General features: G+C 59.3%; 21 protein-coding genes. 17 read left to right on the top strand and 4 right to left on the bottom strand.

Annotated features, from left to right (window positions below; translation table 11 throughout):
* Positions 1–80 precede the first annotated feature (80 nt).
* Entirely contained in the window at positions 81–395 is a 315-nt protein-coding gene (locus tag ROO76_17935; protein ID MDT8070049.1) for a hypothetical protein, read from the bottom strand.
* Between the two features lie 160 nt (positions 396–555).
* Between ROO76_17935 and ROO76_17930 the strand changes: the two genes are divergently transcribed.
* From ROO76_17930 to ROO76_17920, 3 genes are all read left to right on the top strand, one after another.
* Positions 556–1449, top strand: a complete 894-nt coding sequence (locus ROO76_17930; protein ID MDT8070048.1) for a sulfite exporter TauE/SafE family protein — start codon at positions 556–558, stop codon at positions 1447–1449.
* Positions 1450–1457: 8 nt separating this feature from the next.
* A complete protein-coding gene (locus tag ROO76_17925; GenBank protein ID MDT8070047.1) occupies positions 1458–1859 on the top strand; it encodes a DUF1634 domain-containing protein in 402 nt (133 codons plus the stop codon).
* Between the two features lie 139 nt (positions 1860–1998).
* Positions 1999–2313, top strand: a complete 315-nt coding sequence (locus tag ROO76_17920; GenBank protein MDT8070046.1) for an HU family DNA-binding protein — start codon at positions 1999–2001, stop codon at positions 2311–2313.
* A 112-nt stretch (positions 2314–2425) separates the two neighbouring features.
* On the opposite strand, the gene pgeF is transcribed toward ROO76_17920, so the two are convergent.
* A complete protein-coding gene (gene pgeF / locus ROO76_17915; GenBank protein ID MDT8070045.1) occupies positions 2426–3466 on the bottom strand; it encodes a peptidoglycan editing factor PgeF in 1041 nt (346 codons plus the stop codon).
* Between the two features lie 147 nt (positions 3467–3613).
* Here pgeF and ROO76_17910 point away from each other — a divergent pair, with 147 nt between their 5' ends.
* The 3 genes from ROO76_17910 (at position 3614) to ROO76_17900 (ending at position 9433) form a co-directional block, all read left to right on the top strand.
* Complete coding sequence (locus tag ROO76_17910) at positions 3614–3970, top strand: hypothetical protein (GenBank protein MDT8070044.1); 357 nt, start codon at positions 3614–3616, stop codon at positions 3968–3970.
* 234 nt (positions 3971–4204) lie between these two features.
* Positions 4205–6037: a phosphoenolpyruvate carboxykinase (GTP) gene (locus ROO76_17905; GenBank protein MDT8070043.1), complete on the top strand. Its 1833-nt coding sequence runs from the start codon at positions 4205–4207 to the stop codon at positions 6035–6037.
* Positions 6038–6169: 132 nt separating this feature from the next.
* Positions 6170–9433 carry a glycosyl hydrolase gene (locus ROO76_17900; protein MDT8070042.1) on the top strand — a complete coding sequence of 1088 codons (3264 nt, stop codon included), beginning with the start codon at positions 6170–6172 and terminating at the stop codon, positions 9431–9433.
* A gap of 90 nt (positions 9434–9523) precedes the next feature.
* On the opposite strand, the gene ROO76_17895 is transcribed toward ROO76_17900, so the two are convergent.
* Positions 9524–12001, bottom strand: coding sequence for an ABC transporter permease (locus ROO76_17895; protein ID MDT8070041.1), 2478 nt, complete (start codon positions 11999–12001; stop codon positions 9524–9526).
* 294 nt (positions 12002–12295) lie between these two features.
* Between ROO76_17895 and ggt the strand changes: the two genes are divergently transcribed.
* Complete coding sequence (ggt, locus tag ROO76_17890; GenBank protein MDT8070040.1) at positions 12296–13975, top strand: gamma-glutamyltransferase; 1680 nt, start codon at positions 12296–12298, stop codon at positions 13973–13975.
* A gap of 13 nt (positions 13976–13988) precedes the next feature.
* Here the strand turns inward: ggt and ROO76_17885 are convergent, their stop codons facing one another.
* Positions 13989–14810, bottom strand: coding sequence for a winged helix-turn-helix domain-containing protein (locus ROO76_17885; GenBank protein MDT8070039.1), 822 nt, complete (start codon positions 14808–14810; stop codon positions 13989–13991).
* A 107-nt stretch (positions 14811–14917) separates the two neighbouring features.
* On the opposite strand from ROO76_17885, the gene ROO76_17880 reads away from it, so the two are divergent.
* From ROO76_17880 to fabG, 10 genes are all read left to right on the top strand, one after another.
* Positions 14918–15043, top strand: coding sequence for a hypothetical protein (locus tag ROO76_17880; GenBank protein ID MDT8070038.1), 126 nt, complete (start codon positions 14918–14920; stop codon positions 15041–15043).
* Positions 15043–15990 carry a tRNA (adenosine(37)-N6)-dimethylallyltransferase MiaA gene (miaA, locus tag ROO76_17875; GenBank protein MDT8070037.1) on the top strand — a complete coding sequence of 316 codons (948 nt, stop codon included), beginning with the start codon at positions 15043–15045 and terminating at the stop codon, positions 15988–15990. The genes ROO76_17880 and miaA overlap by 1 nt, the downstream gene beginning before the upstream one ends.
* 78 nt (positions 15991–16068) lie before the next feature.
* Positions 16069–17973, top strand: a complete 1905-nt coding sequence (locus tag ROO76_17870; GenBank protein MDT8070036.1) for a glycoside hydrolase family 3 protein — start codon at positions 16069–16071, stop codon at positions 17971–17973.
* Positions 17948–18562 (top strand): hypothetical protein, encoded by a 615-nt coding sequence (locus tag ROO76_17865; GenBank protein MDT8070035.1) that lies wholly within the window; start codon positions 17948–17950, stop codon positions 18560–18562. Before ROO76_17870 ends, ROO76_17865 begins: the two co-directional genes overlap by 26 nt.
* Positions 18563–18679: 117 nt before the next feature.
* Positions 18680–19327, top strand: coding sequence for a hypothetical protein (locus tag ROO76_17860; protein MDT8070034.1), 648 nt, complete (start codon positions 18680–18682; stop codon positions 19325–19327).
* 182 nt (positions 19328–19509) lie between these two features.
* Positions 19510–20250, top strand: coding sequence for a zinc ribbon domain-containing protein (locus ROO76_17855; protein ID MDT8070033.1), 741 nt, complete (start codon positions 19510–19512; stop codon positions 20248–20250).
* A 60-nt stretch (positions 20251–20310) separates the two neighbouring features.
* Positions 20311–20886 (top strand): bifunctional pyr operon transcriptional regulator/uracil phosphoribosyltransferase PyrR, encoded by a 576-nt coding sequence (gene pyrR / locus ROO76_17850; GenBank protein ID MDT8070032.1) that lies wholly within the window; start codon positions 20311–20313, stop codon positions 20884–20886.
* Entirely contained in the window at positions 20883–21797 is a 915-nt protein-coding gene (locus ROO76_17845; protein ID MDT8070031.1) for an aspartate carbamoyltransferase catalytic subunit, read from the top strand. Before pyrR ends, ROO76_17845 begins: the two co-directional genes overlap by 4 nt.
* Complete coding sequence (locus tag ROO76_17840) at positions 21794–23086, top strand: dihydroorotase (protein MDT8070030.1); 1293 nt, start codon at positions 21794–21796, stop codon at positions 23084–23086. The genes ROO76_17845 and ROO76_17840 overlap by 4 nt, the downstream gene beginning before the upstream one ends.
* A gap of 85 nt (positions 23087–23171) precedes the next feature.
* On the top strand, positions 23172–23918 hold the full coding sequence (fabG, locus tag ROO76_17835; GenBank protein MDT8070029.1) for a 3-oxoacyl-[acyl-carrier-protein] reductase: 747 nt from the start codon (positions 23172–23174) through the stop codon (positions 23916–23918).
* Positions 23919–23953: the final 35 nt, after the last annotated feature.

Below are 23953 nucleotides of genomic sequence, written 5' to 3'. Positions count from 1 at the left end.
TGAGGTCAGGATCGGCAGTTGGTTTCCGAGGCTCAGCACGAGACCAATTGCCAGCCCAGCATGGGGCAGAGTGGCATAAGTCAAGCCGTTTCTTGCCGGCTTCGGTGCTGCGCAACATGCATTACCGCTTGTACCGGGTAATCGCCCTGCGTGGGTGATCGCCGACGATGGCACATCGCTGCGGCGTTGAACCGCGCGCTTGTACTCCGAAAACTGTTCCGCTGCGCGATTTCGCGCAGACGGCTCACCTCACCCATTATGGTTGTGAAGTCGTAAGCAGTTTTCGATTCAGTTTTCCGCGGAGAAGGCTTGAGCAGGAAGCCGCCGACGAGAATCGCCGCGGCGATTACGGCAAGGACGATGGGATATGCGTGCTGTCCTGCGTAGAACTTCATAGCGCTGTAGTGTACACATTCAGCCACGGAGCGCGGCACTCTCACGACCTGCGACAGAGTAACGGCAGGTGCGAGATTGCATCGAAGGTCACCCCCGTGCGAAGCTGATAGGGGTCAGCCCGTCAGAATCACTTCTGCGGATCTCAAGGAACAACTTCGGATGCAATATTCCGTTCATTTTGTACTGTGGCTCTTCGGAGCTTCGTGTGTTGCCGGCTTCTTCGGCGCGCTGCTCGGGGTGGGTGGTGGCATTTTCATTGTTCCAATGATGGTGCTGGCATTTCATCTGCCGATGAAGGTCGCGGTGGCCGCAAGCATTGTGTCCGTTATCGCGACCTCGAACGCGGGGGGATCTTCTTACGTGGACCAGCGCATCACCAACCTGAAGCTGGCCATGTTCCTGGAAATCTTTACGACTGTGGGCGCACTTTCCGGCAGCGTGCTGGCGCTTTTCCTCCATGAAGGGGTGATGGCGCTGATATTCGCGGCCCTTCTCGCGTACATGGCCTATGCCGCATTTTCTACGCGCAACCTGGACGACCAGAGGATCAAGGCCGGGGAATTCGCCAATGCCAAGTCGGATCGGCTGACCCACTACCTGGAGCTCCGCGGAACCTACCACGATCTGGCCGCCAATCGCACCGTGCCCTACGTCGTGAACGGATCGTTGATCGGCGCCGGCATCTCTTTTCTCGCTGGTATTGCGTCTGGGCTGCTGGGAGTGGGCGGAGGAGTACTGAAGGTTTCGGGGATGAATCGCTACATGAACGTGCCGATGAAGGTGGCGGTCGGAACCAGCAAACTGATGATCGGAGTGACGGCGGCCGTGGGTTCGATCTTATTTTTCATGGCCGGTTTGATTCATTTTGTAGTGGTCGGACCCGTGGCGATAGGCACGACGACCGGTGCAACGATAGGTACGACGGTCATGAACCGCTTACACAGTGTCGCTCTGAAATGGCTGTTTGCGGCCCTGATGGTCTATCTCGCTTACGGCATGTTCGCCCGCGGGCTCGAGACGCAATTCCACCTTCACTTGCCGAACCTAGGTTGATGAGAGACATGGCACAAGATACGGAAATCGCGAACCCACCGACCTCGACCGAAGAGAACGTTTATTCCGTTGTCTACTACGCCCTGCTGGGCGGAATGATCGTCAGCTCTATCCTGTTCGCGATCGGGATTATTCGCGCGCTCATGCACCCGGCGTACTATCCGCTGGATCCCGCCTGGGTACGCTCCCATTACAGCTTCTCCTGGGTGATGCACGGGCTTGTGGCGCTGGACCCGGTGGCGCTGATGATGGCCGGGGCGGTATTGCTGATCCTGACTCCGGTCGCTCGCGTAATTGTCTCTATCTACGCCTTCTCGGTTGATCGTGACTTCAAATTTGTGGTCATTACCGGGATTGTCTTCCTCGTTATGGTTCTGACCGTAGTTGCGGGCCTACTGGGCCTAAAGTAGGCTGGCCGGGAGAACTCCCGGTCTCGGTCCCGAAGCCCTCCTCCTGCTGGCCCAGAACTCCCGGTGGTGTTAAACTCCTTACTTGCCAACAGCTTATAGAATCTGAGATTGTATTGGGCATTCGAGGACAGGAACTACCATGACCAAAGCCGACCTGATCGAAGAGGTATCTCGACTGGCAGAAGTGACCCGGAAGGACTCCGAAGTCATCGTCGAAACGATTTTCGACAGCGTAGTGCGTGCGCTTCGCGCCGGGGATAAGATCGAGATCCGCGGCTTCGGCAGTTTCCGCACCCGCCAGCGCAAAGCCCGCGTCGGCCGCAATCCCAAAACCGGCGACCGCGTCGAAGTGCCGCCCAAGAAAATTCCTTTCTTCAAGCCCAGTAAGGAGTTGAAGGACGTCGTCAACGAGAGCGAGGCGACACCTGCAGCAACTCCGAATCAGCCGGAGTAAAGAAGTTCCGAGCTCCCGGTTAAGGCGCGATTCGATCGCGCCATTTGTTTTTGGGCACCTTTCGATGGTTCAGCCGTCAACTGGGAACTGGGAACTTGTTTTCTACGAAAAACTAAGAACCGCCTTTAATTCCTACGGCCGCCATCATCCTCCCTGTCACATGCTCTTTACGGTGTGAGAAGAAGATATCGGTTCGACACGCGGTGCACAGGTTCAGTGCTTCGATGTTCTGCTCCGGCACGCCGGCATCGACAGCCTGACGCGTGTTGGCCTTGATGAGATCGAGATGCGGGACTTTAGGCAGTTCGCCATGGCCGGGTGCGCGCTGGTTGAGGAAGAGCAGCGGATATTTCACGTGCAGGGAATGCGAGTCGAAAACCTCTTCGATGAGTTCATCCGCATAGGAGAACTGCGAGTGGAACTGTTCGAGGACTTCATCTCCGACCTGGTAGCAGCAGACACTGATCCCGGCGCCGATGGCGACCAGGATGTCAGAGGGATCGCTGCCGAATTGGCGGCGCATCTCGCCAATTCCTTTCTGTAAGATGCGCTGCATGGTGCCTCGCCACCCCGCATGAAAAACTCCCACGGCACGGCGCACCGGGTCGACAGCGATTACCGGAATGCAATCGGCGACTTTCACCGCAATCAGCACTCCGGGAGTGTTGGTGATCAGTCCGTCACCAGCCGCAGGGTGGGGTTCTGAGCAGCTGACGCGGTGAACGATCGGGGAGTGAATCTGATGCGTCTGCACCAGTGGCCAGAGATGGCCGTCGGTTTGAGCCCCGAGCGCGCGCGCAAACAACTCCCGATTCCGCGCAACGTTCTCGTGAGTGTCTTCCTTCGTGACGCCTAGATTTAACTGGCGTCGACCGTACTCGGAAGTGACGCCGCCCTGGCGCGTGCTGAAACCGTGTACCAGCCAGGGGAACTTGCCCAGAGACTTCGCTCGAAGAATCTGCAGTTTGCCCGTCTTGGGCGCAGGGCCGGATCGCTCCCGATCTCTCTTTGCGCGCTGCTGCTTGATTGCATACGGCGCGGCCATGGGCGCCTTGCGGCTAAAACCGGCATCGGCGAGGCTGGTTTCGATTTCGGCAGTGCTGAGGGAGCGCTTGGCTGCGCGCCTTTTTGGGACATTGCGCTTGGACACCATGGTCTTGGATTTCCGGATGGAATTGCCCACATAGCGATTCTACCGTAGCGCCTTGTTCCGTCCTTCCGCTGGCCCGATCTTCGGTTCGCCGGTTGCCTTTCCCGTTTCTTGCCCGCTGCCGTTTCGCTGGACTACACTCTTAATAGAATGTACGAGGACTTTCGGGTAAAAGACCGCTGGAGTGGCCAGGACGTTCATTGTCTCTTCCAGGCCATAATCACCGCCATTTCGACTCGCCATGCCGACGCCGTGGATGTGAAGTTCCTGGCCGGCGGACGGCCGGTTTGGATCGCCCTGCCGCATACTGCGTGGGGCGAATACAACAAGCGCTCGGGGAAGGTCATCACCGATCCGCTCGCGGCGCAAATCGCGGGACATTTCCTGAAAACGGCAATTGAAAGCGGCGAAGAGGATGGCCGCGAGATGTACAACCTGACCGTTGCCGAAACCTTAGAGCACCTTGACGCGGTAGTACGCGAGTATGCAACGGCAGGTGTGGGGTAGGGTATCGAACAAATAGAGTACGCCCAGGGGTGAGCTAGGTCACCTCCGTGTGTAATAGCAGGTGCTTCCCCTTGCGTGGCGGCTGACCAGAATCGTATGGTTCTTCATTTCCATCTCGACGCGCGTCCCTGAACCACGTTCCCATTTCCGCGCCTTCGAGCAGTGGGAATCTTTTCCGGCCCCGCACCCGGTTTCCGGGTCCACTTCATACGTGCTTTTGCAGGAGACGCTTTTATGGCAAGCATTACCGAGGCGACGCCGAATGTTGGGAACATGCCGATCAGGCACGAGAAACTTGTCCGCTGGGTGGACGAGGTAACCCAACTCTGCAAGCCGAGTAGTGTTTACTGGTGCGACGGCAGCGAAGCGGAATACGAGAACATGCTTCGCCTCATGGTGCATGCCGGAACAGCTGTCCGGTTGAATCCTGAGAAGCGTCCCAACAGCATCCTGGTACGCTCAACTCCCGCCGACGTTGCGCGCGTGGAAGACCGCACCTTCATCTGCTCAGTGAAGGAACAGGATGCGGGGCCGACGAACAACTGGCGTGACCCTTCGGAGATGAAGTCGGTTCTCCGCCGGCTGTTTACCGGTTGCATGATGGGCCGGACACTCTACGTGATTCCTTACAGCATGGGGCCAATCGGCTCGCCGATCGCGAATATCGGCGTCGAACTCACCGATTCACCTTACGTCGTCGCCAACATGCACATCATGGCGCGTGTCGGTAAAAGAGTTCTTGAAGTGCTCGGGACCGACGGCGCGTTCGTTCGTGGGTTGCATTCCGTGGGAGCGCCGCTCGAGTCCAATGCCGCGGATACACCGTGGCCGAACGATCCGACCGAGAAATACATCTGCCACTTCCCGGAAACGCGCGAGATCTGGTCATTCGGTTCTGGCTATGGTGGCAACGCGCTGCTTGGGAAGAAATGCCATGCGCTTCGCATCGCGTCCGTTCAGGCACGCGATGAGGGCTGGCTTGCCGAGCACATGCTCATCCTGAAACTCACGAATCCGCAGGGCGAGTCAAAGTACATGACGGGCGCGTTCCCGTCCGCCTGCGGTAAGACCAATCTCGCCATGCTCATCCCGACGATCCCCGGATGGAAGGTCGAAACCGTTGGCGATGACATTTGCTGGATGAAGTTCGGCGAAGACGGGCGGTTGTATGCCATCAATCCGGAAGCCGGGTTCTTTGGGGTCGCGCCGGGCACCAGCATGAAGTCGAACGCCAACGCGATGCTCACGGCATCGAAGAATTCGATTTTCACCAACTGCGCCGTCACGCCCGAGGGCGATGTCTGGTGGGAAGGCATGACGGATGAAAAACCGGCGCACCTGACTGATTGGCTGCGTCGCTCCTGGACCCCGGCCAGCGGGCGCAAGGCGGCACATCCCAACGCTCGCTTTACGACGCCAGCACGGCAGTGCCCGGTGATCGCTCCCGAGTGGGAAGACCCGAAAGGCGTGCCGATCGACGCCATTTTATTCGGCGGACGCCGTGCGACAATCGTTCCGCTCGTCACGGAATCTTTCGACTGGCAGCACGGAACATTTCTTGGTGCGACCGCGAGCAGTGAAACTACGGCCGCTGCGGCCGGCAAGGTCGGTCAACTTCGAAGAGACCCCATGGCGATGTTGCCCTTCTGCGGTTATCACATGGGCGACTACTTCGCGCATTACCTCGAAATAGGCAGCAAGGCAGGCGCGAAACTGCCGAAGATCTTCTACGTGAACTGGTTCCGCACCGGTCCGAACGGCAAATTCCTGTGGCCGGGCTACGGCGACAACAGCCGCGTGCTGAAGTGGGTATTCGAACGAGTCGATGGCAAAGCTGGCGCTGTGGACACACCTATCGGACGATTGCCGCGACCGGAGGACATCGACACCGACGGCCTCGATATTGCGCCAGATGCAATGCGGAAGCTCCTTGAAATCGACGTCGAGGGCTGGCGCGCCGAGGTTCCGCTCATCCGCGACCATTTTTCGAAGTTTGGTTCGCGCCTGCCGAAGGGCATGAGCGAAGAAGTCGATAAGCTTGAGGCGCGACTGAGCAAAACGCGATAGGTACAAGGTTCAAGGTGCAAGAAGATCTATTTCTTGCACCTTTTGTTTCTTCTCCGGCACCCTCTGCCCCTTCTCAATTCCCGATCTAAGTTTTAGGATAGCTGGCACTCTGAAAAGGGAGGCGGCCCGCTCATGCAAAAACTCGTTCGTCGTGTGTTCTTTCTGTGTCTCTGCGCAATCGTTCTGATCGTTGTTCCAGCTTCCGCTCAGAAAAAGACTCCGGGTAAGGAAGGCCAGCCCAAAGCGCAATCCGCGGTGCAGCCGAAACCGGCGGAACAGCCAACGGCCGAAAAGAAAGAAGAGAAGAAGGAAGAAAAGTTTCACGGGATGCAGTATCGCCAGATTGGTCCATTCCGGGGCGGCCGTTCGCTGACGGCGGTGGGCATCCCGGGCGATCCCAAGGTCTACTACTTCGGCGCGACCGGTGGCGGAGTCTGGAAGTCAGTCGATGGGGGTGCAAGTTGGGCGCCCATCTTTGATAAAGAAGGAACCGGCGACATCGGCAGCATCGCCGTTGCCGATTCCGATCCCAACATTGTTTACGTCGGCACGGGCGAAGCCTGCATTCGCGGCAACACGTCGTTCGGCGACGGTGTTTACAAGTCGCTCGATGGTGGCAAGACGTGGAAGAACGTCGGCCTGAAGGACACGCAGGCGATCGGAAAGGTCATCATCAACCCCACGAATCCCGACATGGTGCTCGTGGCGGCGCTCGGGCATCCGTTTGGTCCCAACGAAGAGCGCGGAGTCTTCCGCACCACGGACGGCGGCAAGACCTGGCAGAAGGTCCTCTACAAGGACGAAAACACCGGCGCGGTGGATATCACCTTCGATCCCGACAATCCGCACATTCTCTTCGCGACGCTCTGGCAGGTGCGCCGGTTGCCGTGGACGCTAGACAGCGGCGGGCCGGGCAGCGGCATTTATCGCTCCGATGATGATGGCGCAACGTGGAAAGAAGTAACGGGCAAGGGTCTGCCCGAGAAGCCCTATGGGCGCGTTGGCGTCGCGGTCGCCGCAAATTCAGATCGCGTCTACGCGCTGATTGAAGCCAAGGACGGCGGCCTTTACCGTTCGGATGACGGCGGCAGCAAATGGCAACTGGTGAATCCCGATCCGCGTCTTCGTCAGCGCGCGTGGTACTACATGCACATCACCGCCGACCCGAAGGACAAAGACACCGTCTACGTGATGAACGTCGACTTCCACAAATCCACGGACGGCGGCCGCACGTTCAACAAGATCGATGTTCCGCACGGCGATAATCACGGCCTGTGGATCGACCCTGCGGATACGAACCGAATGATCGCCGTCAATGATGGTGGCGCGACGATCACGATCGATGGTGGCAAGAGCTGGACGCGCGAGGACAATCAGCCAACGGCGCAGTTCTATCACGTCACCACTGATAACCGCTTCCCCTATTACGTCTACGGTTCGCAGCAGGACAACACCACCGTCGCGATCGCCAGCATGAGCGACGACGGCTCGATTGGTCGTGAGGACTGGTATCCGGTGGCGGGCGGCGAGGCCGGTTACATTGCTGTCGATCCGACCAATCCCAACATCGTGTATGGCGGCGAATACCAGGGAAATATCACGCGATTCGACAAGAGCGACCAGCAAGCGAAGGAGATCAGCGTCTACCCCGTGGTTCAGGACGCGATGGGTGCTGCCGTACAGGAGCATCGCTTCCAGTGGACGGCGCCGATCCTGATCTCGCCGCACGATCACAATGTCATTTATCACGGTGGTGAGCGCCTGTTCAGGTCCAGCGACGGCGGCATACACTGGACGGCGATTTCGCCCGACCTGACGCGCAACGACAAGAGCAAGCAACAGGTCTCCGGTGGGCCCATCACAAAGGACGATACCGGAACCGAGTTCTACGACACGATCTTTGCAGTCGCGGAATCGCCTCAGCAAGCCGGAACCATCTGGTGCGGAACCGACGACGGGCTGATGCAGATCACGCGCGATGACGGCAAGACCTGGACCAACATCACCCCGAAAGATATGCCGGAATGGGGCACCGTCAGCCAGATCGACCTGTCACCGTTCGACAACGGAACGGCCTATGTCGCTGTCGACCGGCATCGTCTTGACGATCTGAAACCGTACATCTTCAAGACTACCGACTTCGGCAAGACCTGGACGACGCTGGTGAAGGGCATCCCCGAAGGCAGCTTCGTCCGTGCGGTCCGCCAGGATCCGAAGAAGAAGGGCCTTCTCTACGCCGGCACTGAAACCGGAATGTATATCAGCTACAACGACGGCCAGAGTTGGGAGAAGTTTCAGCTCAACCTGCCGACCGTCCCCGTGCATGATCTCGTGATCAAGGGCGACGACCTGGTGCTGGCGACCCACGGACGCGGCTTCTGGATTCTTGATGACCTGGCCCCGGTTCGCCAGGAGACCGGCGAGATCACGAAGCAGGATTTCCATCTCTACACTCCATCGATGGCTCTGCACACATGGGCGCGATCGGGGAAGGGCAATGCATACACGGGGACCAATCCACCCATCGGAGCGGTTTTCTATTATTGGGTGAAGGACAAACCGAAGGAGATGAGCCTGGATATCCTCAATTCCAGCGGGAAAGTTCTGCGCCACATCACGAGCAAGGACACCGGAGACCTGGAAGAGCCTCTCGATCCCGACGATGAGAAGCCGAAAAAGCTGCTTGATCCCAAGCCGGGGTTGAACCGCTTTGTCTGGGACCTGCGGCGCAATCCGATCGAGCGTCCGGCGAATTACTACCTGTTCGGCTACCAGGATGGCACCACGCTGCCGAAGGCGCTTCCGGGCAAGTACGAGGTTCGCATGACCGTCGACGGCAAAACCCAGACAGCACCTTTCGAAATTGCACTCGACCCTCGGGTGAAGGTTCCGATGGCCGATCTACAGAAGCAATACGATCTGGTGACGGCGATCCGCGGCGAAATCGAGCGTGTGTTCGCCACCGAGCGGCAGATCCACGATCTCAGGAACCAGCTCGCGGCGTTGCAACAGCGGTTGCCGAATACGCCGTCGCTGTTGCCTGTCGTTGATTCCGGCAAGAACCTCGACGCGAAGCTGGTTGCGATCGAAGATCAGCTTGTGAACTGGAAGATCAAGGCCAATGAGGACTCGCTCCAATACCCCGTGAAACTCGATGGCCAGCTTTCGGTGCTGGCCAGCTATGTCGGGTACGGCGATTCGGCCCCGACACAGGCCGCGCTCGACCGCTTCCAGCAACTCAAACAGGATGTCGATAAACAGGTTGCGGCGTGGAACTCGGTCGTGAGCACGGATCTCGTCGCTTTCCAGAACATCGCGCGCGAGCACAAGGTCGACGCTGTCGTCGTTCCGCAGCAGTTCGAGGCGAAGGGGGCGGTCGCAGGAGAGGGGAAATGACGGCAATTTACGAATGACGATTGCCGGATTGACGATTGAAAAATAGCCCCCGTCCAATTGACGGGGGCTCTTTTCGAGGATTTGACTACACTACTGGTACCGCAGCACCTCCAGCGGTTGCACGCGCGTTGCCCGGCGCGCGGGGATGAGGCAGGCGGCGCATGCCATCAGCATCAGCAGAATAGCCACCATCGTAAACGTCATCGGATCCGTGGCGCTCACACCGGACAACATGCTCGACATGACACGGGTCAGGAGCGCTGCTCCCAGCACGCCGATAGCGATTCCGATCAGCACCATCTTCGAACCTTGTTTGATGACCATCGCGAGCAAATCGGAAGGCTTTGCGCCAAGAGCCATGCGGATACCGATTTCATGCGTGCGCTGGCCGACGGCGTAGGACATGAGTCCATAGATGCCGATCATCGCCAGCAACAGCGCGAGCGCAGCAAAGGTCCCCATTAAGGTCATCGAAAAGCGCATCGACTTCAGCGAACCGGAGACGATGGACTCCATGGTCTCAGGATTTGCCATTACGACGTTCGAATCGTAGCTGGTCAGTACCTGGCGGATGCTGCTGATCTGACTGGCGGGGTCTCCAGACGTACGCACGAACACGCGGATGAACTGCGCCGTGGTCTGCGCCGAGTCCTCCGGCAACTGTGATACGGCGTAGAAAGCTTCGGTGCGCAGCGGCAGGGTAGAGCGCGGATCGAGACCCCACTGGTTCACGTGTCCGACCACGCCGACGATCCTGTAATCCAGTTTCATCGGCGTCTTGCCGGCATTGTTCTCGGTGTGGAAGACCTTGCCGATCGGGTCCTCGCCCGGATAATACTTGCGGGCGAACTCCTCATCGACAACGGCGACGCGTGGCGAGCTTGGCGTGTCCTCGTCGGTGATAAAACGCCCAGCCTTCAGTTGCAGTCCCATGGCCTTCAGGTAACTGGGTTCGACCACGTAGTCAATCAACCAGTTCATCTCCCAGGCGGACGAAGGTTTTGCCTGGCCATCTTTCCAGAACTGGTCTTCGTCATCGTTCTGGAACGGCGTAGCTCCTGCAGAATACGAAACGGTTTCTACCCCGGGAAGCGCGCGCAGACGTTCTTCAATGTCGCGATACTCGTTTCGAATCGTCTCGACCGGCGCCGAGAACTGTTGCGGCGGCAGAGCCATGGTGAATACGAGCACATGATGCGGGTCGAAGCCGGGATCCTCCTGCCAGAGGTGAAGAAGCGTCCGAATCATCAGTCCCGCGCCGACCAGCAGGACGAGAGCCATCGCGGTCTCGGCAACTACCAGCGCGCTCTGCGTCCGGTGATGCATTCCTGTAGTGCCGCGCGCATTTTCTTTCAGCGCCTCGTTCAGGTCCGGCCGGGAGATCTTCAGGGCCGGCACAAGGCCAAACAGGACGCCGGTCAGCAGCGATATGCCCATCGTGAACAGCAGAACCCGGAGATCGATTCCGATGTTTTCAGCACGGGGAATGGCTCTTGGCATGAGGTGCAGGGCGGCGTTGGTGCCGAGCACCGCCAGCAGGAGTCCGAGAGCGCCCCCGATGATGGCGAGAACGATGCTTTCCGTCAACAGTTGCCGGACGACCTGCTTGTGCGAGGCGCCCAGGGCGGAGCGAATCGCAAACTCGCGAGTACGCGCTGTAGATCGGGCCAGCATCAGGTTGGCAACGTTCGCGGCGCCGATGAGCAGGACAAAGCCGACCGCAGCCAGCAGCATGATCAACACCGGGCGGATCTCGCCGACCATGGCGTCATGCAGCGAAAGCATCGTGGTACCGAGGCCTTTATTCACATCCGGATATGCCGCTTCGAGGTCGCGCGAGACTTTCGACATATCTGCGCGTGCCTGCTCGAGCGTCATGCCGGGCTTCAAACGGCCGATCGCATCGAGTCCCCAATGGTGAATCCGGCCCTGGAAGCCAGGATCGTCGAAGGCTCCAACCGCTGTATAAACGTCGATATGACGGCCGAAATTCTGGATCGGCAGATGCAGCGAGTCGGGGACGACCCCAATGATCTGGTAGGTGTCGGCATCGAGGTGGAGTGTCTTGCCGATGACATCCGTCGCTCCCCCGAACCGCCTCTTCCAGAAACCTTCGCTGATCATGACCGTCTTCGGCCCTTGAGGCACGTCTTCTTCTGCCGTGAAGCTTCGACCAAGCAGCGGTTGTGCCTGGAGTATCGGGAAGAACTCGTGCCCAACCATTTCCGCCTGTACCTGCTCCGCTTCGCCGAGGCCGGTGAGGCTGTAGCCGGTCTGGCGGTACCCGGCGATCGCCTCGAAGGTGTGGTTCATGCGCTGCCAGTCGAGCAGGTTGTAATACGAGATGGAACCCCGCTCGAAGTTCGGCATGTTCTGGTAAAGCGTCACCAGGCGGTCGGAATCGTTGAACGGCAGCGGCCGCAGCAGTACACCGTTCAGCACCGAGAACACGGCCGTATTCGCCCCAATGCCGAGCGCCAGCGTGAGTACGGCAACCACAGTGAACCCCGGGCTCTTCCGGAGCATGCGAAAGGCATAGCGAACATCTTGGAGGACACGATCGAACATGGAACCTCACTCTACAGGGATCCAAAGCAATCCGAAGGCCAATGGGTGGCTGGATAAGCTCCTGTGAGGATTCAGGTTAGGTGGTTAGGTGCGAAATCGATTGGTCGGTGATGGACTTGATTGTCCGGAAGTGAACAGTGAAGAACTCGTACCACTCCATCCAGGGTACGAAGCCAAGCGTATAAGCCTATCTCACAATCCATCGCGTGTAGCTGGATCTCACCCAGTGGTTGCTCCGCTGTGCTCCCGGGTGTACATTCGCAAGTTTTAATCCTTCCTGCCTGCGAGGCAATCATGTTGCGTTGCGCCTTTGTGTCTGTTCTCCTCTTGGCCATGACCTTCACGGGCGTTGCCCAGGATCGCTCGTACGGGCGGTCGATGGTGATCACTGATCGCGGCATTGTTGCGACCAGCCAGTACCTGGCGTCGCAGGCCGGGGCGCAGATTCTCGCGCGCGGCGGTTCGGCGATCGACGCCGCAATCACAGCCAACGCCGTGCTGGGCGTCACCGAGCCGATGATGAACGGCATGGGCGGCGACCTCTTCCTCATCTACTGGGACGCGAAGACGGGCAAACTCTACGGACTGAATTCCAGCGGGTGGGCGCCACGCGGCCTTTCGATCGAATACCTGAAGCAGCGCGGAATCACGACCATGCCCGAACACGGCATTGACAGCGTGACGGTGCCCGGCGCGGTGGAGGGGTGGAGCGAGGCGCACAAACGCTTTGGCAAGCTGCCGTGGAAAGAGCTGTTCGGCCCGGCGATTTATTACGCCGATCACGGTTATCCCGTCGCCGAACTGGTGCACGGATACTGGCGGCGCGGCGCGCCCGTGTTTCAGAACGACGAAGCCAAGCATGTCTTTCTTCCGGACGGCAAAGTGCCCGAGGTCGGGCAGATGTTCACGAACAAAGATGTCGCGCAAGCGCTGCGACTGGTCGCCGATGGCGGAGCCGATGCGTTTTACCGTGGCGCAATCGCGAAGGCAATCCTCAAGACCGAGGCTGATGCCGGCGGCACGATGAAGGCCGACGATCTCTCGGAGTTCAAGGCCGAGTGGGTCGATCCGATCTCGATCGACTACCGCGGCTGGCGCGTGTACGAGCTTCCGCCGAACGGGCAGGGCATGGCTGCGCTGGAGATGCTCAACATTATGTCGAATTTCCAGCCCGACCCCGGCGGCCCGGAGGGCGCGGTCGAACTGCACAAGAAAATTGAGGCGATGAAGCTGGCATACTCGGACCTCTATCGCTACAACGGCGATCCGCGCTTCGCGAAAATTCCCGTCCAGGGATTGATCTCGAAGGAATACGCCGCCGAACGCGCGAAGCTGATCAATCCTGACAAGGCGAACTGCAACGTCGAGGCGGGAAAGCCGCCGTCCAGCGACACGACTTATCTTTCAGTCGTCGACAAGGACGGCAATATCGTTTCGCTGATTCAGAGCAACTACGATTATTTCGGTTCGGGCATAGCCGTTGAGGGCATGGGATTTTTCCTGCAGGACCGTGGCGCGCTGTTCCGGCTCGATCCTTCACATCCGGACGCGCTGGCTCCACGCAAGCGTCCGTTCCACACCATCATCCCGGCCTTCATGCAGCGCGGCGACATTCACATCGGCTTCGGCATCATGGGCGGCGCGAACCAACCTGTAGCGCACGCGCAGTTTGTTTCGGACGTGGTCGATTACGGAATGAATATTCAGGCGGCGCTCTCGGCGCCGCGATTTACCGTCCACGGCAGCAAAGTCGATTGCGGAGTTCCGATCGAGTCGCGCGTGAAGCCCGAGGTGATGCAGCAACTCAGGCAGAAGGGTCACGAACTGATCGTTGTCGGCGATTACTCCTCAGCGATGGGCCGCGGGCAGGCGGTCATCTACAACAGCAAGACGGGCATGAAGTACGGCGCCTCCGATCCGCGCGCGGATGGGAATGCCGAGCCGGAGCCGTTACCGGCAGCTGCCCTGCAATAGACCTCAGTTCTAACTATTTCGATGGGTACGCCATCAAGGCGAGCACTCGCTGCGCGAATGGCGAATAGACCAGCGCGGCACAGGCCGCGAATGCCAGCCCGATGCCGATCAGTTGGATGATGAGGAACGGCGAGGTCGCCCACAGAACATCCAGAACGAGAATCACCGGAAAGAGCTTTCGGAAATTCGTTCCGAGGTGGCGATAGTTGAATAGCGTTGCGTTGAGCGTGTACAGGCGCAACGGAATCCCAACAAGTGCGGAAACAAGAACTAGAGGAAGAATGAGGTTGGCGCCCAGGTGGATTTGGCCGGCGGTCCGTACGAGTTCGTCGAGACGCCACAAAGCAAGCGTGTAAAAGACCAGGTACATCGCTTGCAGCAGACCGAAGAGCGCACGGGCAATCGCAGGATTTGCCTGCGGAATTTCGGCTCCGCTGACCTCAACCGCGGGCGCCGGGGCCGGTGTCGGCGGTGCTTGTTCGGCAGTGACGCCGTTAGCGGCAACGCTTTGTACCGGCGCGATGAAGCGGTAGCCCCGCCGCGGCAGGGTTTCAATAAATCGCGGATTTGCGGCACCGTCGCCGAGGGTATCTCGCAATTTGTTAATCGCCGTGTTCAGGCTGTGGTCGAAATCGACGAACGTGTCCGAAGGCCAAAGGCGCTGGCGCAGGTCTTCGCGCGTCACGACCTCACCCGGGCGCTCCAGCAGCGAGACCAGCACCTGGAAGGGCTGCTCCTGCATCCGAAGCTTCCGCCCCTCGCGGAACAATTCGCCGGATTGCGGGTCCGCTTCGTACAGTCCGAACTTGTAACGCGCAACCTGCTGCTGGGACATCGGGCAAAGGATAACAAAAGATGTAGCTGGTGGCTGGTGATTAGTGGCTGGTTGACCAGCGACCAACAAGCAGCGACCAGCCACCGTGTTTTTGATAGTCTCTTGCCATGCTGCACGATGACGAAAAGCCGCCATTAGACAGTCGCCTTGCCGGTCTGCTTGTAGTCGCGGCAATCGTTCTGGTCATCATCCTGGTGCGCTGGGGACACTACATCCCATGGGGCGCCCGATAATGCCGGACGCGCCGCTCGTCGTCATAGTTGGGCCGACGGCCAGCGGCAAGACGGCACTGTCACTGCATCTGGCCCAGCGGTTCGGCGGCGAGATCGTCAATTGCGATTCGGTTGCCGTCTATCGTGAGTTTGAGATCGGCACTGCCAAGCCGGATTGCTCGGAACGGCAACTCGTCCCCCATCACTTGTTCGATATTGTCGCCCCGACAGAAAAATTCACCGCTGGAGACTACGCCCGGGGCGCGCGGCCCCTCTTATCGGAAATCGTGACGCGCGGTGCGATCCCCATCGTTGTCGGCGGTACCGGACTCTACTTGCGTGCGGTGCTCGAAGGACTCTTCGAGGGCCCACAGCGTTCGGAAGAGTTGCGCGAAAGATTGCGTGAGCGAGTCGCGAGTCGCGGACCGGGTTATCTGCACCGAATTCTGCGCCGCTTCGATTACGCCGCCGCCGAGAAAATTCACCCCAATGACGATTCGAAGATCATTCGCGCCATCGAAGTGAGCCTTCTTAGCCGGCAGCCCATGACCGAGCTTTGGAAAGAAGGGCGCGATCCGCTGAAGGGCTTTCGCATTCTGCGCATTGGTCTCGATCCGAATCGAGACGCCTTGTACGCACGTATTAACGAGCGCGCGGCGGAGATGTTCGAACGGGGCCTCGTAGAGGAGACGCAGGTACTCCTCGAAAAGTACGGGGCCACGGCTCCCGCGCTCGGCTCCCTGGGATACAAACAGGCGGCGCAGTTTCTGAATGGCGAGATTCCACGCGATGAAGCGATCCGCGCAGCCCAGCAAGGCCATCGCAATTACGCCAAACGTCAAATGACGTGGTTCCGCCGAGATACAGAGGTACGTTGGATTCGCGGCTTTGGCGATTTCGAGGATGCGCAGAGGCAAGCGGATGAACTAGTGGCGCACTGGACGCTCACCCCGGACGCCAGTCATTAATTTTAACTTCCGCGCGCCACCATTCGGCCAGCATCAAGCTTCTAGAGTCCAGCGTCGTCTTCTGTTACATTTCCAGCCATGCGAAAAGGGTTCCCTCTCCTGGTACTTCTACTCTTAGTGTCCTACTGCGCGGCGGGCGAAAAGAAAGCAACACCCGGGCCATTGCATCTCGACAAAGATGGCGAAAAGTGGGTGCGCAAGACGCTCAAGAAAATGTCGCTTGAGCAGAAGGTCGGTCAGATGTTCATGGTCTGGTCGCGCGCCCAGTTCTACAACGTCAACAGTCCTGACTACCTGAAAATGGTGGACGAAGTGAAGAAGTACCACCTGGGCGGCTTCGGGCTAACGGTAGCGACCGACGGGCCGTTTCTTTTGAAGAACGAGCCTTACGAGGCCGCAATGGTGACCAATCGGCTGCAGCACGAGGCGGAATTTCCGCTGCTGTTCGCAGCCGATTTCGAACGTGGCCTCTCCATGCGGCTCAATGGAGTCACAGCGTTTCCTCACGCGATGGCATTCGGCGCCACCGACAATCCGCAGTACGCGAACGATTTCGGGCGTATTACCGCCGAAGAATCGCGCGCCATCGGTGTCGAATGGAATTTCTTTCCCGATGCGGACGTGAATTCGAACCCGGCTAACCCGATCATCAATACGCGTTCCTTCGGAGAAGACCCGCAAGAGGTCAGTCAAATGGTGTCCGCCTACATTCTTGGCGCGCGCTCTAACGGGATGATGACGACGGCCAAGCACTTTCCCGGGCACGGCGACACCAGCACGGATTCACACCTTGCGCTCGCGCGGGTGGATGGGGATCTTGACCGTCTCAATCACGTCGAACTGGTTCCCTTCCGGGCGGCGATCGAGGCGGGTGTGGATTCCATCATGATCGGCCACCTGATCACGCCGGCACTCGATCCGGCTCCCAACGCCGTTGCCAGCGTCTCGCACAAGATCGTGACCGGGCTCCTGAAGGACAAGATGGGCTTCCGGGGAATTGTCGTCACCGATGCCCTGGACATGAACGGCCTGATGCAACTCTATCAGCCTGGTACCAAGGCTGAAACCAGCGCCAGGGCCGCCGTCGCAGCCGTCAAAGCCGGCGACGACATGATCCTGATTCCTGGCGATCTCGACGGCGCCTACAACGGCGTTCTGAACGCTGTAAAAAGCGGCGAGATCCCCGAGAAACAAATCGATGAATCGGTGAGGAAGATCCTCGAGGCAAAAGCGTCTCTTGGCCTCAACAAACATCGCGAGGTGGACATCAAGAATATCGACAAGGTAGTTGCCAAGCCCGAAAACCTCGCCCTGGCACAGAAGATCGCTGATGATGCTGTCACCTTGGTGCGGGACAACGGGCAGGTCTTGCCATTGGTACCGAAAAATCTGGGAACCCCGCAGTCAAGCCTTGCGTATCAACCACAGGTGCAGTCCGCCAACCGGACGCTGGTGCTGATCTTTACCGACGACATGCGTTCGGATATGGGCCGGCTGTTCGAACGGCAGTTCCGGCAGCGCATTCCGGAAGCCCACATCACGTACGTGGACATGCGGACCGCAGCGGCCATGACGCCGCAGTTGTTACAAGCCGCCGGCGAGGCGCAAAAGGTGATCGTGGCGGTTTACGCGATCCCCAGCGCCGGACGTGGAGGCGGCACCGGCTCCATCGGGCTCGCGCAAGGGATGGGCAACTTGCTTACAACTCTGGTAGGGCAGTACGGGGCGAAGACAGCCGTGGTGGCACTGGGCAATCCTTATTTCGCTTCCGACTATCCGCAGATACAGACGTATATGTGTACGTTCTCCAATGCAACGGTTTCAGAGATCAGCGCGGTCAAGGCGCTGTTCGGAGAGATTCCAATTCACGGCCATCTGCCGGTGACCATTCCGGAAGTGGCGCAGCGCGGTGCCGGTCTCGAAAGGCCGGTTCGACTGTTTACCGCGGGAGGGTCCAATGACGCATCGCACAATCGCAAGTAGAAGGCTGCTGGGTTCAGGGTGCTGGGTGCTGGGGATAACAACCGCTCTGGCGCTCCTGCTCGTCCTGCCGGCCTGTAATGTCAAAACCGAAAAAGGCGCGGACGGCAAGGATAAGAAGGTCGAGATCTCGACCCCGTTCGGCGGCCTGAAGGTGAACAACGACGCCGACGCACACGACACAGGGCTCCCGATCTTCCCGAACTCCCGTCCCAAGCCGCAGGAGCACGACAACGACAGCAGCGCCAACGTCAACATGAGCTTCGGTAAGTTCGGGCTGAAGGTCGTCGTCGCCAGCTACCTTACCGACGCTCCGCCCGATAAGGTGCTCGACTTCTATCGCGGCGAGATCGGCAAGTACGGCAAGGTGCTGGAGTGCAAGGGCGGCTCCATTGGCAGCTTCAAAATGGACCGTAGAGGCAACGACAAGGAACTCCACTGCGACAAAGAGGGCGACAGCACCGTCGTCGAACTCAAGGTCGGCAGCCAGACCCTGCAGCACGTAGTCGCCGTGAAACCGGACGGCAAAGGCAGCGAGTACTCGCTGGTCTACGTCCGCACGCAGGGAACGGATAAGGAAGAGCCAATCTAGAACCGTGGCTATTGGCTGGTTGTTGGGTGCCGGTTGATTGCGTGCGTTGCATGTTTGACTTTGGGTCACTGCGGTCCAAATCAGCTGGAATCCAGCGTCGAGCGGGCGGGGCGGCAAATGACTGATGGAGCAAGATTTCTTCTGGGTTTCTTATTCTTCCTCTTCTTGATCGTTATCCCTGTCTTCAGCTATCTGAAGCTGCGACACGAGAGTAACAAGCACATCGTGTTGTGGATTTTCGCAATCTGGTTCCTTTGGAGTGCGATTCACGCTCCTGTCCACGAGGGCGCCCACATGCTCGGCGGAGTTCTTGTCGGGATGCCCGTCCAGGAGTACCAACTCATCCAGCACTTTTGGCGAGGCGACTTCGTCAATGGATTTGTCAGGTTTAAAGACCCAAGTGTGCCGCAGTTGCTCGTGAGTTGCATATCCGCGTATGTTGCGGACTTCCTGATTGTTCTACTCGCTTTTTTGCTGTTCCGGCTCTGGCGTTTCAGTCCGTTTTCTGGGGCGCTTATTCTGGCAGTGACGTTCCTGCGCTCCACCTTCGATTTGGCCGTCAATTACACCGGAGATACCGTCTTCGGCGGAAACGGCGACTTCAGGTTCTTGCTCAGCGGGTATCCGCGAATAGCGATCCACGTCGGTGCCTGGGCGTTAATGCTCCTCGGAGCCGCAGGTGCGATGCGGGAACTCGTTCGAGCGCACAGCAACGGAAGAAAGATCGAGGAGGACATGAAAGTCCTTCCTGTCGGCTGCAAGTAAGCGTCCGGGCTATCGCAATGACGCTCGGGGGCGGCTCGGTTCCGCCAGGGTGGAGCGCCTGGGACGCCGTCGCTCAAGAGCTGATTTGGACAAGAGTGACTTTGGGTGTACGAGGTGTTTAGCTTTGCCGGCCACCAGCCCACGTCTTGCATCTCTCTGTTCCCCGCTGATAACTTCATCTTGTGGAGCATGCTTGTCCCAAGTGCGGCGCGCAGGTAGAAGACGGTACGCCGTTCTGTCCGCAGTGCAATTCGCCGCAGATCCGGGTTCAGTCGTCGGCAACCGAACCGGCCACTCCGCCGATGCCTCCTGGCACGCCCGATGAGGTTCAGCCGCCGGCCGAGCCCTTACGGCACGGGATCACCCCCCAGCATGACGACCGGCCTTTCATGCAGTTTCCACCGCCGCCCTTGCCGCCAAGAAGGCCAGGACTTCGGCTGTCTTCGGCGCGCAAAGCGGCGCTCTGGGCGGGCCTGATCGCCGGTGTCGGCGCGGCGGTTCCATTTGCGCCGTTCATCATTCTGTGCATGGTGGCTGCCGGGGGAATGTCTATCGCGTTTTACATGCGAAGCGAGCCCAATGACGAGGTCCGAACCTCGTCCGGCTTGAAGATGGGCGCACTGGCCGGACTCTTCGGTTTCTCGATGTACGCGATCGTGGCCTCGCTGAGCCTGCTCTCGGTACAGACAAGAACGGCCTTTCGCAGCGACATGGCAACGGCCTTAAAGGAGGCTGCCGCCAGGAGTGCCGATCCGTCGCGTGCCGCCGACATGATTCGCCCATTTGTGGACCGCCTGAACACTCCCGGTGGCCTGGCGACCATGTTCCTGATGATGCTGTTCTTCCTGCTGGTGTTCTTCGTTTTGCTGAGCGGGGTCGGAGGGGCAATTGGGGCCTCATTGTTCGGCCACCGGCGCCACTGATTTCCACCTGTTTCCTACAGTTGCCGCCCCCGTTTGCCCTCGCGTATCATTCGGGGCAACATGACAGTCAATCGTCCGCCTAATTTGCGCGAAAAAGGTCAACTCATGTCCGCCTCCGAGATCGAACGAACCATCGTCCGGCTCGCACACGAAATTGTCGAAAAGAACAACGGAATCGGGAGCCTGGGCCTCGTCGGAATCCGGCGGCGGGGGATCCCGCTGGCGCAGCGCCTGGCCCGCTACATCGAGCGGATCGAGCATGCCGCCGTTCCCGTGGGAACGCTGGATATTACGCTGTATCGCGACGACCTCTCCACGGTAGGACCGAAGCCGGTCGTGGAACCAAAACCATGTGAGTTCGACGTCGTCGGTAAAGACATCGTACTCTGCGATGACGTGCTTTATACCGGGCGAACCGTGCGCGCCGCGCTCGACGCGCTGTTCGACCTGGGACGGCCACGGCGGGTGCAACTGCTGGTGCTCATTGATCGCGGACATCGCGAACTGCCCGTCGAAGCCACCTTCGTAGGACGACGTGTGCAAACCTCAGACCTGGAAATTATCGAAGTCAAGTTCCAGGAAACCGACCAGATGGAGAAAGTAATGCTCGTCGAGCGCGACCCGGTTACCGCATGAAAAAGAATGGTCGTGGCTCGTTGCTTGCCATCGAGCCGCTCACGCCGGAACAGATCAACGTCTACCTGAGGACCGCGCGCAAAATGCATCCGGGGCGCAACCGCCCGCTATTGAAGGGCAAGCGCGTCGTGCTCCTCTTCTACGAGTCGTCCACGCGCACCCGGACGTCTTTCCAACTAGCCGCCAAGGAACTCGGTGCTCTGACGACCGTCATTACCGCCAGCGCGTCGAGTATCGAAAAAGGTGAGTCCCTGATCGATACTGGCCTGACGGTGCAGGCGCTGGGTGCCGACGCCATCGTCATTCGCCATCCGTCTTCAGGAGCGCCTTACGTCCTCGCGCGGCATCTGCATGTGCCCATTATCAACGCCGGCGACGGCATGCATGCGCACCCCTCGCAGGCGCTGCTCGATGCGGTCACCATGCTCGACCACTTCAAGACCCTCAAGGGCTTGAGGGTTTTGATCACCGGGGACATCTTCCATAGCCGCGTGGCACGTTCGAACATCCAGTTGCTCACCAAGTTCGGCGCGCGTGTAACGCTCTGCGGGCCGAAGATCCTGCTTCCGGATGTGGCCGCCGAAATCGCGCCGGGACTGCGCATTGTGCGCGACTTCAACGAGGCACTTCAGGGGACAGAAGTAATCATGATGCTCCGCGTCCAGAAGGAGCGCCTGCAGGGGCTCGACATCGACGCCCGCGAATACGTTGCCAACTATCAACTCACCATGGACCGCGTGAAGATGGCCGCAAAGAACGCGATCGTCATGCATCCGGGGCCGATCATTCGCGGAATGGAAATCACCGACGAAGCCGCCGATTGCCCGCAATCGGTCATACTCGAGCAGGTCCATAACGGCCTGCGCACACGCATGGGAATCCTGGCGCACCACGTTGGAGGGCGGCGATGAACGGCATTCGCAGCATTCTTATTCGCGGCGGGCGTCTCGTCGATCCCGCCGCACGCGTGGACCAGGCCGCTGACATCTTGCTCAAAGAGGGCCGTGTAGCCGCCGTGGAGGCCACCGGGAAGATCAAGGAGCGCGCCGACCAGGTGATCGATGCCCGCGATCTGATCGTCGCGCCCGGATTCATCGATCTGCACGTGCATTTGCGCGAGCCTGGCCAGGAGCACAAGGAAACGATCGCAACCGGCACGGCGGCAGCCGCAGCCGGCGGATTCACTTCCGTCTGTGCCATGCCGAATACGACCCCGGTCAACGACTCCGCCGAGATCACGCGTTGGATGCTGCAACCGGAACGAGGCGCGGTCGTAAACGTGTTTCCCATTGCGGCTGCTACGAAAGGCTCGCAGGGCAAGGAACTCACGGATTTTGCGGCGCTTCATCGGTCGGGCGCCATTGCGGTAAGCGATGACGGCAAGCCCATCCTCGACAACGGCCTGATGAAGCAGGCCCTGCTCGCGGCTTCCAAGCTGCGAATCCCCGTAATCCAGCACTCAGAGGACCCGCGCCTCACGGCGAACTCGCCCGTGAACTACGGTGCGTTTGCCTTCCGCATGGGATTGCGCGGGCAATCCACCGATGCCGAGGCAAAGATCGTGCAGCGCGACATAGCTCTCGCGCGCGAAACCAACGGACATCTCCACGTCGCGCACATCTCGACGGCCGCTGCCCTCGAGGCGGTTCTGCAGGCTAAGCGGCACGGCGTCCGGGTGACCTGCGAGGTCACGCCGCACCATTTCAGCTTTATCGACCGGGATATCGGCGAGTACAACACGAATTACAAGATGAATCCGCCACTGCGCTCGGAAGCCGATCGTGAGGCATTGCTCGCGGGCCTGGTTGATGGCACGGTCGATGCCATCGCCACCGATCACGCGCCCCACTCTGCCTTCGAGAAAGATGTAGAGTTTGAACGTGCAGCGTTCGGCATCACTGGACTGGAGATCGCGCTCGGAGCGGCTATGACGCGTCTGCACCGCGCGCACGACGTCACCATTCGCCACATCGTCGCTCTCCTTTCGTCGAATCCCTCGCGCATCGCCGGTCTTGCGCACCGGGGAACCCTCGCCAAGGGCGCCGCCGCAGATGTGACCATTTTCGACCCGGCGAAGAAATGGACCTACGATGTCTCGCAGACAAAGTCCAAGTCGCGCAATTGCCCATACGACGGCATGACGTTCTACGGCAAAGTAACGCAAACGATCGTCGGCGGCAGGGTCGTCTACTCGTCGTGAGAGTGAAAGTCCACAGTCGGTGCTCCACATCTGCCGTTGTCAGCAGATGCGGGTATGGTGAACTCGTATTCACAAGGGAGCGGAAATGTTCAGTTTGCAGGGACGGGTCGCGCTGGTAACGGGCGCATCGCAGGGCATAGGACGCGAATGCGCACTGGTTCTTGCCGAAGGCGGCGCAACGGTTGCGGCGGCAGCCCGTAATGAAGAGAAGTTGCAGTCGTTGGTGCAGGAAATCGAATCGAAAGGCGGCAAGGCCGCGGCATTCAAACTCGATGTGAGCAGCGAAGACGCGATCAAGTCCACCGTAAAATCCGTCGTCGCACAGTTCGGGAAAATCGATATCCTCGTCAACAACGCCGGTATTACGCGGGACCAACTACTCATGCGCATGAAACGCGTGGACTGGGATGACGTGCTCTCGACGAACCTGACCGCGCCCTACCTGCTCATCCAGGCGGTCATCAGTTCCATGCTCAAACAGCGCTGGGGCAGGATTATCAATATCACTTCGATAAACGGCCAAATGGGACAGGCCGGGCAGGCGAACTACGCCTCGTCGAAGGCTGGCCTGATCGGCCTCACGATGTCGGTCGCGCGCGAAGTCGCCTCGCGGAATATCACCTGCAACGCCGTTGCGCCGGGTTGGATCGATACAGCCATGACCGCCGAACTCGCGCAGGACCTGAAGGACAAGATGGTCGCCGCGGTTCCGCTTGGTCGCCCGGGTTCTGCGAAAGAAGTCGCAGCCGCCGTGCAATTCCTGGCCTCGGACGAAGCCGCTTACATCACTGGCCACGTGCTGAACGTGAACGGCGGAATGTTGATGGGATAAGGAAGCCACCGACGACTGAATGTCAAATGACGAAT

Source organism: Terriglobia bacterium, from assembly GCA_032252755.1.
Taxonomy (GTDB): domain Bacteria; phylum Acidobacteriota; class Terriglobia; order Terriglobales; family Acidobacteriaceae; genus JAVUPY01.
This window is presented reverse-complemented; position numbering and strand designations above follow the sequence as displayed.

Coding starts and splice junctions, on each gene's coding strand:
- ROO76_17935 (MDT8070049.1), bottom strand. CDS start 395: ATGAAGTTCTACGCAGGACAGCACGCATATCCCATCGTCCTTGCCGTA.
- ROO76_17930 (MDT8070048.1), top strand. CDS start 556: ATGCAATATTCCGTTCATTTTGTACTGTGGCTCTTCGGAGCTTCGTGT.
- ROO76_17925 (MDT8070047.1), top strand. CDS start 1,458: ATGGCACAAGATACGGAAATCGCGAACCCACCGACCTCGACCGAAGAG.
- ROO76_17920 (MDT8070046.1), top strand. CDS start 1,999: ATGACCAAAGCCGACCTGATCGAAGAGGTATCTCGACTGGCAGAAGTG.
- pgeF (MDT8070045.1), bottom strand. CDS start 3,466: ATGGTGTCCAAGCGCAATGTCCCAAAAAGGCGCGCAGCCAAGCGCTCC.
- ROO76_17910 (MDT8070044.1), top strand. CDS start 3,614: ATGTACGAGGACTTTCGGGTAAAAGACCGCTGGAGTGGCCAGGACGTT.
- ROO76_17905 (MDT8070043.1), top strand. CDS start 4,205: ATGGCAAGCATTACCGAGGCGACGCCGAATGTTGGGAACATGCCGATC.
- ROO76_17900 (MDT8070042.1), top strand. CDS start 6,170: ATGCAAAAACTCGTTCGTCGTGTGTTCTTTCTGTGTCTCTGCGCAATC.
- ROO76_17895 (MDT8070041.1), bottom strand. CDS start 12,001: ATGTTCGATCGTGTCCTCCAAGATGTTCGCTATGCCTTTCGCATGCTC.
- ggt (MDT8070040.1), top strand. CDS start 12,296: ATGTTGCGTTGCGCCTTTGTGTCTGTTCTCCTCTTGGCCATGACCTTC.
- ROO76_17885 (MDT8070039.1), bottom strand. CDS start 14,810: ATGTCCCAGCAGCAGGTTGCGCGTTACAAGTTCGGACTGTACGAAGCG.
- ROO76_17880 (MDT8070038.1), top strand. CDS start 14,918: ATGCTGCACGATGACGAAAAGCCGCCATTAGACAGTCGCCTTGCCGGT.
- miaA (MDT8070037.1), top strand. CDS start 15,043: ATGCCGGACGCGCCGCTCGTCGTCATAGTTGGGCCGACGGCCAGCGGC.
- ROO76_17870 (MDT8070036.1), top strand. CDS start 16,069: ATGCGAAAAGGGTTCCCTCTCCTGGTACTTCTACTCTTAGTGTCCTAC.
- ROO76_17865 (MDT8070035.1), top strand. CDS start 17,948: ATGACGCATCGCACAATCGCAAGTAGAAGGCTGCTGGGTTCAGGGTGC.
- ROO76_17860 (MDT8070034.1), top strand. CDS start 18,680: ATGACTGATGGAGCAAGATTTCTTCTGGGTTTCTTATTCTTCCTCTTC.
- pyrR (MDT8070032.1), top strand. CDS start 20,311: ATGACAGTCAATCGTCCGCCTAATTTGCGCGAAAAAGGTCAACTCATG.
- ROO76_17845 (MDT8070031.1), top strand. CDS start 20,883: ATGAAAAAGAATGGTCGTGGCTCGTTGCTTGCCATCGAGCCGCTCACG.
- ROO76_17840 (MDT8070030.1), top strand. CDS start 21,794: ATGAACGGCATTCGCAGCATTCTTATTCGCGGCGGGCGTCTCGTCGAT.
- fabG (MDT8070029.1), top strand. CDS start 23,172: ATGTTCAGTTTGCAGGGACGGGTCGCGCTGGTAACGGGCGCATCGCAG.